The 11,928-nt window shown below is 45.1% G+C and carries 9 protein-coding genes, 1 tRNA gene and 1 pseudogene; 8 read left to right on the top strand and 3 right to left on the bottom strand.

The genetic code is table 11. The annotated features are described in order from the left end of the window. Positions 1 to 307: 307 nt before the first annotated feature. The 7 genes and pseudogenes from D908_RS13075 (at position 308) to D908_RS13050 (ending at position 8,590) form a co-directional block, all read left to right on the top strand. The gene (locus D908_RS13075) at positions 308 to 778 is read left to right on the top strand and encodes a putative pterin-binding protein (RefSeq protein WP_001202369.1); all 471 of its coding nucleotides are present in this window, start codon (positions 308 to 310) and stop codon (positions 776 to 778) included. 98 nt (positions 779 to 876) lie between these two features. Then, a pseudogene (locus D908_RS0119085) lies at positions 877 to 2,710 on the top strand (putative bifunctional diguanylate cyclase/phosphodiesterase). 144 nt (positions 2,711 to 2,854) lie between these two features. Continuing rightward, positions 2,855 to 3,547: a CDP-alcohol phosphatidyltransferase family protein gene (locus D908_RS13070; protein WP_005523569.1), complete on the top strand. Its 693-nt coding sequence runs from the start codon at positions 2,855 to 2,857 to the stop codon at positions 3,545 to 3,547. A gap of 2 nt (positions 3,548 to 3,549) precedes the next feature. Beyond that, positions 3,550 to 4,482: a phosphatidate cytidylyltransferase gene (locus tag D908_RS13065; protein WP_000932186.1), complete on the top strand. Its 933-nt coding sequence runs from the start codon at positions 3,550 to 3,552 to the stop codon at positions 4,480 to 4,482. Positions 4,483 to 4,489: 7 nt separating this feature from the next. Further along, positions 4,490 to 5,155: a lysophospholipid acyltransferase family protein gene (locus D908_RS13060; RefSeq protein ID WP_005523571.1), complete on the top strand. Its 666-nt coding sequence runs from the start codon at positions 4,490 to 4,492 to the stop codon at positions 5,153 to 5,155. Positions 5,156 to 5,234: 79 nt separating this feature from the next. After that, on the top strand, positions 5,235 to 5,684 hold the full coding sequence (locus tag D908_RS13055) for an acyl-CoA thioesterase (protein ID WP_000444709.1): 450 nt from the start codon (positions 5,235 to 5,237) through the stop codon (positions 5,682 to 5,684). A gap of 365 nt (positions 5,685 to 6,049) precedes the next feature. Further along, positions 6,050 to 8,590 carry a hypothetical protein gene (locus tag D908_RS13050; protein WP_005523573.1) on the top strand — a complete coding sequence of 847 codons (2,541 nt, stop codon included), beginning with the start codon at positions 6,050 to 6,052 and terminating at the stop codon, positions 8,588 to 8,590. A 137-nt stretch (positions 8,591 to 8,727) separates the two neighbouring features. Here the strand turns inward: D908_RS13050 and D908_RS13045 are convergent, their stop codons facing one another. Then, entirely contained in the window at positions 8,728 to 9,270 is a 543-nt protein-coding gene (locus D908_RS13045) for a phosphatase PAP2 family protein (RefSeq protein ID WP_032467548.1), read from the bottom strand. A gap of 226 nt (positions 9,271 to 9,496) precedes the next feature. Here D908_RS13045 and D908_RS13040 point away from each other — a divergent pair, with 226 nt between their 5' ends. Further along, complete coding sequence (locus tag D908_RS13040) at positions 9,497 to 10,117, top strand: LysE family translocator (RefSeq protein ID WP_005523577.1); 621 nt, start codon at positions 9,497 to 9,499, stop codon at positions 10,115 to 10,117. Positions 10,118 to 10,228: 111 nt separating this feature from the next. Here the strand turns inward: D908_RS13040 and D908_RS13035 are convergent, their stop codons facing one another. Both D908_RS13035 and D908_RS13030 read right to left on the bottom strand, forming a co-directional pair. Next, entirely contained in the window at positions 10,229 to 11,524 is a 1,296-nt protein-coding gene (locus D908_RS13035; protein WP_005523579.1) for an OpgC domain-containing protein, read from the bottom strand. A gap of 318 nt (positions 11,525 to 11,842) precedes the next feature. Then, positions 11,843 to 11,919: transfer RNA gene (locus D908_RS13030), tRNA-Arg, on the bottom strand. Positions 11,920 to 11,928: the final 9 nt, after the last annotated feature.

Consider the following 11,928-nt stretch of genomic DNA (forward strand, 5'->3'; position numbering starts at 1 on the left):
TAATGCCAGCAAGGAAAACACCAAAGTACGACCCACAACTCCTAGCGTGCTAGGTTGAACCATTTCAACGTGTTCCATATCGATTCCCCCACCTTTATGTTTATGACACGGCAATGACAATATGGTGAAGTTTCAGAAAATCAGCAAGAGTTCGAAAAGTTAATTTTTTGTGACAAAAGTTAGTCTCACTCGCTCACCCAGACGATTCATCTACGCGACTTTAGTGTTAAGCCAGAGATGTACCTTGCACGTGGCACATGAGCTACCTATACCTATTAGAGATACTCAACCATAGAGGGCATAACCAATGAGAGCACTGAGTACTTTTTTCTTGGTATTGCTGACGTTATTGAGCAACAAAGTGTTTGCCGATGAACCTATTCTCACGTTAACCCATCAAGGCCAGCAATTTACAGCCACCTACCAAGAACTTCTTGCACGCAGCGATTTAACCATCACAACCGAAACACCATGGACACAAGGCAGTGCAGAGTTTAAAGGCATCTCAGCTCAAGCGCTTCTCGCTTGGTTAGGGGTCAAGCAAGCTGATCTGAAGGTGACTGCTTTAAACAAATACTGGGCGATCATCCCTTATTCCGACATCCAAAAATACAATCCGGTATTTGCGATTCAGAAAAATGGGAAACCGATGGCTATTCGTGATCGAGGACCCATCTGGTCAATTTACCCACTGACCAGCAGTAAAGAACTGGATAATGAAATCCTCCACAGCCGCATGGTTTGGCAAATCAGCAGCATAGATGTCATCAGCCAATAACGGTTATGAAAAAGTCTCTGCTTGCTTTTTTTGTATTGGTTTTCGCCATCATCCTGCTCTCTTTGTGGGCGATGGTGCGCTTTACCAATACCTACAATATGTTGACCAAATATACCCAAATCGCCGCTTGGTCCTTGGCTCAACTTGAAGTCGAAACCCTCGATTTTGTACATCGGCTGGATAGCTATTTACTTACCGCCAGTAATGAGCATTACCATTCGATGACCATCAATTACGATATTTTGTGGAATCGTTTCGATCTCTTTCTGACCAGCAAAGAAACACAAGATATTCGAGAGCAGCACGGTGCGCAGCAGATCATTCAAGAAACCTTTACCCAACTGAAAAGCTACGATTTGGCCGTCAGTCACGGTGATATAACTGAACTAAAACAGCTAAGGCAGGTTCTGGAGTCATACAGTGATCGAATCCGGGACTTAGCTGTTGTGAATTTCACAGGGGAAAGCGCGAACTCCCATCTACATATGATTGCTGAAAATAAGCAGCAACTACTCTATTTTTTTTGCTGCAATTCTGCTCATTTTGATCCTGCTTTCATACCTGACTTATCGCTCTGCCGATTACCAACAGTTTTTAGCTTGGCATGATCCATTAACTCAACTGAAAAACCGCAATTTCATCGTGAAGACATTGAAAAAAAACCATCTTGGCAAAGAAGATGCTATCGCACTGGTTTTGTTAGATCTCAATCGATTCAAAGAATTGAACGACACCATAGGCTACGCTTTTGGTGATCAACTCTTAATCAAAATAGCCTCACTATTAGCGATACGCTGCCAACCTTTTGGGTATGAATGCGCTCGAATTGGTGCTGATGAATTTGCGGTTTTGCTCCATCCCTGTAGTGGAAATGCAGAATTTTTTATCCGTAACCTATGGAATGATTTAACCAAACTCGTTAAAGACAATGATCCAACCAAGCGCTTAAGCATCGCCATGGGGGTGGTCACGTATCAAAATCCAGATACAGGCCAAGCGAACTCAGCACTGCGTGCCAGTAGCTTACTAAATAATGCCGATTTGGCTCTGCACATCGCAAAAAAAACGCCTGACGGACAAGTGGTCTATTACACCCGTGAAATCGAGTGTGCTTACAATAAAAAACGGATACTTGCGGAGCAGTTACAACAGCTCCTTTCCGACCCCAACCAAACTAGTTTGTACGTGTGTTATCAACCCATCTTATCTTGTCATTCTGAACGTTTAGGGTGCGAGGCTTTACTGCGTTGGCAACACGATGAATTTGATTTGATTGACCCACAATATCTGATTGAGATTGCCGAAGAGTACGGGCTTGGGAAGCAGCTCGGCACATGGATTATGGAACAGGTTTACTTGGCACTGAAAAAGGAGTGGCATGAGTATAACCATCGGTTAGATGTTTCAATCAATCTATCCAATGCTCTGTTTGATGAGACACTTCCCACGTTAATCAAGGATATCTTTGACCACCAAGAAAGCTTCCTCAACTCGATCATTTTAGAACTGACCGAAACCATGACCATTGAAGATTTCGCCCACAGTCTGGCAATCATCAATCAGTTGGAAAAGATGAAAGTCCGCTTCGCCCTCGATGATTTCGGAACTGGCTGGTCTTCTTTGTATCAACTCAATCACCTTAAATTCAGTAAGTTGAAAATTGATAAATCGTTTGTCGACAATATGAACCAGAACCAGCAACAAGCGATCTTTATTGCCTCGATTGTTAATCTCGCTCACCAGTTGGGGATGACGGTTGTTGCTGAAGGGGTTGAGCAACTGGCGCAATTAGAACAGCTCAAACAGCTCGGGGTTGACGAATTTCAGGGCTATTACTTCTCTTACCCCATCACCAAGGAAGAGTTTGCAACCTTTTGCGAGCACCACTTTGCTTCAGGCAACACCTTAACCTCAACTCAAATTAATGAGTGATGCATTAGCACTCACTGCCACAAGATTGAGATGCGTGCCAAAAATCACTCATTCCTACTGTGTAGCGCTTCTTTTAACTACAGATTGGTGATACCACATCGCCTATTGCCAACCACACTTTCATTTGTGGTAACAAGAGGTTATATGGAAATGACAACAGTCGAAGAGAAAAACCGCCGTCCTCTAGCGGTGAGAGAACTCAAATTCACCAAACGCATCACAATTTGGTTGAGCCAAAAACAGATCACCCCCAACCAAATTTCGTTAATGAGTATTGCCTTTGCGCTACTCGGTTGTGCCCTATTGGCTCTTTATCATTACCACCCTTCACCATTGTGGCTAATCGTTGCGGCTTTGTGTATTCAAGCGCGCTTACTGTGCAATCTTTTTGATGGCATGGTCGCCGTGGAAGGCGGCAAGAAAACCCTAGCAGGCGAGCTTTTTAATGATGTTCCCGACCGAATCGCTGACCCTTTACTGATTATCGGTGCAGGTTTTGTCACCGCTTCGGCCTTAGGGATGACACTGGCTTGGCTCTGCGCACTCCTTGCAGTATTGACGGCATACGTTCGGGTTTTGGGAGTCAGTATGGGTGGAGAAGCCGATTTTCGTGGCCCTATGGCCAAACAGCACCGCATGGCACTACTGACATTCAGTTTACTGATGATTGCTGCACTGTCTCTGCTTAGTGAGCCGCCAGCACTTTTGGCCTACAGCATGGATGGTGTTTTGGCTGTCATGCTCGTTGGATTAGTGGCCACTGTTTGGCGACGTTTACAACACATCTATCAATTTCACGCAACTCGCGTGCCGTCATCGCCCACTCAAGGTGAATAAACATGCTCAACATTCCTGATCATTCACTGCATTTGATGTTGGTGATATTGGCCATTTTAGTGGTTGGCACTCTCACTTACTTATGGCTGTCTCGTCGCCATCCAGAGCGAGATTACTTAGAACTTAAACTGCGAATCCGCTCTTGGTGGTGGATGGTGGCTATCGTTTTTGTAGTGCTGCAATTGCCCCTCAACTACACACTCTTTTTTGTCGGATTCCTAAGTTTTATGGCACTGAAGGAATTTCTTTCCATTGTGCCAACACGAATGACCGATCGCCGGGTGATTTTCTGGGCTTACCTTTCGATTCCGTTCCAGTATTACTGGCTCTCGATTGGCTGGTACGGCATGTTCATCATCTTTATTCCGGTCTATGTGTTCCTTTATCTCCCTATGGTGATGGTACTGATTGGTGACACTAAGGGCTTTATTCGCTCTGCAGGGATCATTCATTGGGCGATGATGCTGACCGTTTTCTGTATCAGCCATATGGCGTACCTATTGGTTTTACCTAGCTTGAATGCTGATGCGGGTTCATTAGGTATGTTGCTGTTTTTGTTAGTCATGACCCAGTTCAATGACGTAGCCCAATATGTGTGGGGCAAAAGCTTCGGCAAGCACAAAATCGTGCCCAAAGTCAGCCCAAACAAAACATGGCAAGGCTTTATTGGTGGCACAATGACTGTCATTACCGTCTCTTACTTTGCCGCACCTTATTTAACTCCTTTAACCGCAACTCAAGGACTGGTCGCTGGGGTCATTATTGCGTTGAGCGGCTTTATTGGTGATCTGGTGATTTCTTCGGTCAAACGCGACTTGCGCATTAAAGACACCAGCCAATTTATTCCGGGTCACGGTGGCATTTTAGATCGAGTTGATAGCTTGATGTTTACCGCACCGCTGTTTTTCCACTACATCTACTATCTCTATTATTGAGGTATTTATGGCGCGCTTTCTAAAAGTGATGTTTTTTCTGCTGATTGTAAAACCCTTAGTGTTCATTGGTTTAGGGCTAAACATTTTGCAGCGACAAAATTTGCCAAGCCAAGGGCCAATCATTATCGCAGCCAACCATAACAGCCACTTGGATACGTTAGTGCTAATGGCACTTTTTCCGCTGCACTTGATCCATCGAGTGCGGCCAGTTGCCGCAGCAGATTACTTTCTGGTCAATCCGTTTATAGCTTGGTTGTCCCTTAATATTATTGGGATCATCCCTATCCGTCGTTCGCCTTCGAGTAACGAAAGAGATGCCGTGTTACAAGCCTGTCATGATGCTTTAGAACAGGGTGAAATCCTGATTCTTTTCCCTGAAGGCAGTCGCGGTGAGCCAGAAATCATGAGTGGTTTGAAAAAAGGCATTTATCATCTGGTCAAAAACCATCCTAACCGTTCGGTACTGCCTGTCGTGATGCGTGGTCTAGGTCGCTCTCTGCCTAAAGGAACCGTGATGTTTGTGCCTTTCAATTGTGATGTGGTCATTGGTGAACCTTTAACAGGTTTTACCGATGCCGATCATTTTGTACTGACTATGCAGAAGAGTTACCAACAACTGGCCACACATTGCATAACTCAAACCCAAACGGCTCTCGACAGCGAAGAAATTTAACGTTTTGCTAACAAACTCAAGCTCTGAATAGCGACTTGTCGTTAGACTAAATGTTCTAATAACAACATGAGTAAAAAACATGGAGTCGCTTTTAAAGGATTTTCCGGTGGTGACCAGCATCACTGTCGCGTGGGGAGAGATGGATGCTCTACAACACGTCAATAACGTCGTCTATTTCCGCTATTTTGAAACCGCGCGAATCGATTACTTCGCCCATTTAAAACTGATGGAAGAGTTGCAGAGCACCCAAATTGGCCCCGTTTTATCGGAGACTCAAGCGCGCTATAAAATTCCAGTAACCTTTCCTGACACCTTACTGATTGGCTCACGAATCACAGCCGTGCAAGCGGATCGTTTTAGCATGGAGTACCAAGTGGTTAGCCAGAAACTGGGAAAAGTCACCACCGTCGGTAGCGCAACCGTGGTGATGTTTAACTTCAAAACTGGCGAAAAAGCGCTATTGCCACCAGCAGTCATCGACACAATTCAAGCTTTGGAAGGTTTATCTCCTTCTATCACCAACGCATAGTCAAACTCATACCAGCTTGACCCCTCTCCAAAGTAACGCTTGCACCGAGTCATCAATGGCTCGGTGAATCACCATACCGACACAACTCTTTATGCTAAATCTGTATGTGCATTTCGCCATGGTTTTTGCTCCATATATTGTCACCTTTCACACTTAACATACACCATTCCATAAAATCAACTGTGCTTATTTATCTTTTTGACACTAAGGCAAAAATCTCTTTTTTGAGATTTTCGGGTTAATACACAAAATTTACACTGAAACTGTTCACATAAGGCTCTTCATTGTTTGAGCGTTCTGTAGGCAGTGAATAGTTCTATGTTGAATATCCGATTTTTTAACTTCTCTTAAAGTGAGTTTATATTGTGAAAAAAAACATAATTGCTACGGCATTGTTACTTTCATGCGCAGGCTCTGTACTGGCCGCAGAAAACTACGACCCACACCAAAGCTACGCAAGCGGTGAACAAGTTTACTTCGACGGTAAGCTTTATCAGGCGCAGTGGTGGGCAAATCCGAATCAGTCGCCTGCTGAGATCACGGAAAATAGCTGGGATTCCCCTTGGGTTCTTATTTCTGATAGCCCTGAAATCACACCACCAGTAGAACCGCCTGTCGAACCAGAAATTCCTACCCCACCACCTACAGATGGTAATCATCCGAGTTACGTTGAAGGTAATCGCTATGTAGGCGGAGATATTGTCGAAAATGATGGTCGTTACTATCGCTGTAAATTCGGGGCAACCGAAGGATGGTGCTCACAACCAGCTTACGAACCAGGCCAAGGCAACGTCTGGCAAGACGCTTGGGAAGAAATTGAAGCAACCGTTACCGAAACCTTTTCTCTCAGCTATCTGGGTAACAGCTTTAAACTAAACCATTCAACCTTTGGCTACGCAACAGAATCTGAATTCGCACCAGAGTCTATTGCCATCAACAATAACATCCTATATGTCGGTAACACGGCCAAAAAAGACGAAAAATCAAACATCGACCGCTACGACTTAGTGAACAAACGTGCACTATCACCAATAACGGGTTTCACTCTGAACGGTAAAGAGGAAACTATTCGTGTGGTGAGTGACATCACGGTTCACAATGACCGCTTGTACATGGCATCACTGTCGTCTAACCGTGTCGATATTTATGACACCAAGAACAACAACCAGATCATCATGTCATTAGGTACGGGAGTGTATTGGGGTGATAAATTCCGCGATGCGCTGACTCACCCTTACGCTGTTGCGGCTAACGATAACTATGTGTTTGTCGCAGACATCACAGGTAAAATTTCAATTTACCTACAAAGTGATGTCACGTTAGAAAACCATAAACGTGCGGTTAAGCATGCTTTTTTTGATTTGCCAGACAGCAACTCCATCCATCGCAATCTGAAACTAGAAGTGGTTGGGGACGAACTGATCGTTAGCTTTGATAATGGTAAAACTTATGTCTTCGACATTACCAATATCGAAGAGAGCCAAAAGCTGGTTGAAGCGAAATATGTTGTCAACAATGCCAACCGACGCTGCATGTATGAAGCGCAAAATGGTGCCATTTTCGCGGGTACACGCTCGGGTATGATTGAAGAGTACCCTGCGGGTAAATTTAGCTTCAATGAAAATGGCGTTGCTACTGCGCCTCTACATACGTTTAACCGCTACTACAATACAGCAGAAAATCGTGAAGAAATGCCCGTCGGAGCTTTCGACTTTGCTGTTGAAAACAACACCCTTGCTCTATTGCAGGGTAAAACCGTGGTACTGGCAGATAAAGTCCAGCTCACTGTGTCGGTAAAAGATATGCCGAACAATGAACAGCCAACCGATTTTGATCTGACTTCACCAGAGGTTAGTAAAGCCAAGCTACTGCAAAATGACGAAAGCTGGGAAAGTCTCATTCAAAATCATGAAGTACGTGTCAACCGCATCCTTTCTGGTAAGCAAGGGATTGATAAGCTTGAGATCACCAGCTACGCAGCTCAAACAACTTACGATCTGGATGTAGAAGCGCGCTTTGGCTCAAAGGGCGAATGGATCAACTTGGGAACCATTACCCAATTAGAGCCGTTCTCAAAACATGAGCTGAACTATACGTTACAAGATGGGCATTATTACACCAGCGTAGACCAACTAAAATCGTATGCGATTTCTGGCCTGGAAAACTTGGATTACTTGCCATCAGATCTGATTGATATTCGTCTTACTTCAGACACCGATACCTTTGTACAAAAAATCACTGACTTAAAACCGAGCTGGCGTCTGCGCTTTGGTAACTACAGTCCTGAAACACACGGCAAATGGGGACGCATTACAGGTCCATATGCTCGTGAGTGGATGATTATGATGACTAACTTTGCGTACATCATGAACAGCCCTGAGTTTGAACACATCTGGTTCAATTACAAAGAGACATTTGGTCAAGGAACCAATGAGTTCTTCGGTAATGCAGGCCCTGTGAATGCTCCAAATGGTAACTTTACCGCGGCGGATTACCAACGTGTATACCAGCAATTCATGAACCGCGATCTGATCCATTTGGGTGTATCTACCATTGGTGGCGGACTTGGTGGCGGTACCGTACTTGGCATTGATACTTGGCTTTTCTACGGCCACTACTATCGTTCAGGTTTTGGTATTCTCGCTCATGAGTTTGGCCATGGCTTCGGCAGTCATAGTAGTGCCTTTTCTAACAGTGGTGCTGGGTTACAACCGCTTTTCACCCAAATGCACCATATGATGCTGCTTGATAAAGTGCTGCCGTATGTGGATGAAGAGATCAATGCGTTTTACGCATCGCCACAAGAGCTGCTGCACAATACGGTTTCTAACGGCATTCGTACACCACTAGCACCAGATCACACCAACTGGATGATTGAATACTTCAAAGCAAACCCTCTGCATTAAGCAGAAATCAACCTCAAGGCTGGAGCGCACATCGTTACCCTTCAGCCAATAAGCCAAGCCCCAGCTGAAAGCTAGGGCTTTTAAATAAAACGCATAGGGGTTGCAATTCAAACATTGAACAAGCTTTTCTTCCGCTATCACCAACGCATAGTCACACTGATACCCGCTTGTTCCCCATCAATCCAAGGTAATACTTGAACCGAATCATCCAATGATTCGGTGAATATCCATGCCGACACGGTTCCCAAAACCGCACCTGCGAGCACATCTCGCCAGTAATGTTTATTTCCTTCAACTCGCCCAACGCCAGATAACGCCGCCACACCATACGCAGGCAAACCAACTTCCCAACCGTAACGAATGTTTAACGTCGTCGCAGCTGCAAAAGCATTCGCGGTATGGTTTGACGGAAAACTATCATTACCACTGCCGTCTGGGCGTTCTTCATCAATCAACGATTTAGTCACAAGCCCCACTCCTGAAGCGGTGGCAATGCTAAGCCCTGCTTGTGTAAAACCTTGCCAATCGCTCTGATAAGCTGGCATAGCAAACGCCAATCCGACCAAGCCGTAAGTACCAATATCACTCAAGGTTTCCCAATTTTGAGCGTTGTCCGCACACACGGCGCCAGAGTAAACCACGGACATCACAACACTACTCAACCAAAGCTTTCTCTTCATAACGCTATCCATTTAGATTCAATGCCGTAATTGTATCTTGCCACTTCGCTATACCTCAAATTTCTTAGGGTTACAGCAGGTCATCCATTTGCAAACCTATCTATTTAACGTGAATAAAAAGAGAGATTGAATTAATTGAAGATTGCGCATTTTGAGACTGGCCTATATTGTGAATCTGTTGTTAATGGATATAACACGATAATAATCTGGTTAGGGAGATAACTTGATGAATAGCGCTCTATTGGGACTGTTTATTCCCACCTTCTTTTTTGTCTCGATCACTCCGGGCATGAACATGACCTTAGCACTCACGTTAGGAATGAGTGTGGGTTATCGACGAACCTTGTGGATGATGGTTGGCGAACTACTCGGGGTCGCTTTGGTTGCTGTTTCTGCGGTCGTTGGCATTGCAGCGGTAATGTTGCGTTACCCGAGCATCTTTACTCTATTTAAGATAGTGGGAGCGAGTTACCTGATTTATTTAGGCATTCAGATGTGGCGATCACGCGGCAAACTGGCGATCAATGTCGAACAGGAGACAACTTACCAAGGCAGTGATTGGGGACTATTAGTGCAAGGCTTTGTCACTGCGATTGCCAACCCCAAAGGTTGGGCTTTTATGATTTCGCTCCTTCCTCCCTTCATCGACCAATCTCTAAGCCTTGCTCCACAACTCACCCTATTGGTGGCCATCATCCTGCTTTCAGAATTTATCAGCATGAGTCTGTACGCGACTGGCGGAAAAGGGCTAAAACGCTTATTGGGCCAAGCACGCCACGTTCGTTTATTGAATCGTATAGCGGGCACACTTATGGTTGGCGTTGGAATTTGGCTCTATTTTAGTTAAGCGATAAAAACAAATCAGCCTGCACAATGCAGGCTGATTATCTATGTATCCGATATATCTCGTTGGCTAGTCACCGCTACTAACAGTGAACAATACCCACGATGCTTTGAGCTAATTCACCGGATTGTCTTCACTGCTGTTTGGCTCGCTCACTACTTCATCATTCGCAATTTCACTGCCGGATAACGGATCAGCGATAACCTCATCACTAATCGCGATAACGTCACTTTTCTGTGGCTGAGGGATAGCAGCAAAACTGGTGGTCGCAACCAAGAGCAGGGAAAGACCAGCCACTACAGCCGATGACAGATTCATCACTTTATCTTTACGTTGTTCCTGTAACCAAGCTGCAATCCATAATGTCGTGCACAACAATAAAATAATGGATGTGTGCCAAAATGAATCACGCGTCGTCAACAACCAAGGCGCAGTTAAGAAAATCAACACGGTTTGCCAAGTAAATACTTGAAGTGAGTGACGGCCAAGGTAGCTGAGCGGTTCAAACACCAAAGCAGATGGGAAAAAGCGAATAATCACCGCAATTAGGTAAATCCACACACTCAGGCTAAGTACCCGTAACCAACCGAGTTCTGGTTTGCTGGATGCCGCAAACACCATTTGTTTGGTGATCCCAAATGGCGCTAAAAGATCACGGTAGGCCACAAAGATAATCAAAGCCAACACACCACACGCCCAAGCTAATTTGGGATTGAACCAAGCCAAATCGCCTTGACGTTTAGCAAAACCCAAGGCTCCGCCAAACACAAATAACACTTGCCACGCAAACGGATCAAAGTAGCCCAGCTCAGGTATGTATTTCGCTGAAACCTGCTTGAATATAGGTGTCAACATAGAAGCTTCAATCCAGCTACTGCCTGCCCACAAAGCGACACTGACCGCGAGCACTAACCAGAGGTAGCCACGGCGAAATGCATACAGAGCCAGAGGGAAAATCAGCATATACATGATGTAGAGCGGTAAAATCTCCAGATACGCAGGTTTATTGAGCAGCAGGAAACTCATCAGCATAGTCAGCCAAGGCATCGTCAGCAGATTACTGAAGCTTCCACCAAATACTGTTACTTGCTCAGGAAAATAAACGCTTCCCAGCAAAAACCAGAGCATCGCAATGAACAATCCACCGATGTGATATTTGTAGATGGTCAGGGCTCGATGCCACACTTTACTGGTCGCTTGACGGTCAGAATACTCACGGCGGCTATACACCATGCCAGCCAGTAATCCAGACATAAAAATGAAACCTTCAGCTGCACCAAATACTCCCACAGGCTCATGGGTGAACAATTGCAGTATGGTTGTACCGCCGCTATACCAGATCAGATGGTTGAAGGTGATTAACACCAACAATAATCCTCGGATACTGTCCAATGCGGGGATGCGTTTCATCGATGATCTCCCTGCTTTCTCAGTGAGGCAAATCGGCGATATACGAAAGTACCAATCTCTGACTGAAAATGCGGATAAACGGTTGAATATAATAGGTAATATGGAAGGACGGTGATATCTGGCGTTGGACTACCCTCTCCCCGAGTACGCGGATCCTTGCACCACCTGATGGCTTTGTAAATAGGACGCACAGAAAAAACCGAGAGGTCGCACACCTTGCTGATGATACACCTGAAAACCCTACTCCTTGGATAAGCCAACCAAGTAAAACCAACACAAAAAACCCCAGCAAATAAGCTTTGCTGGGGTCTGGAATAATGGCACGCCCTACAGGATTCGAACCTGTGACCACATGCTTAGAAGGCACGTGCTCTATCCAACTGAGCTAAGGGCGCGCTACAGGG

This window comes from Vibrio mimicus CAIM 602 (assembly GCF_000338875.1).
In the GTDB taxonomy this organism is placed as follows: Bacteria; Pseudomonadota; Gammaproteobacteria; order Enterobacterales; family Vibrionaceae; genus Vibrio; species Vibrio mimicus.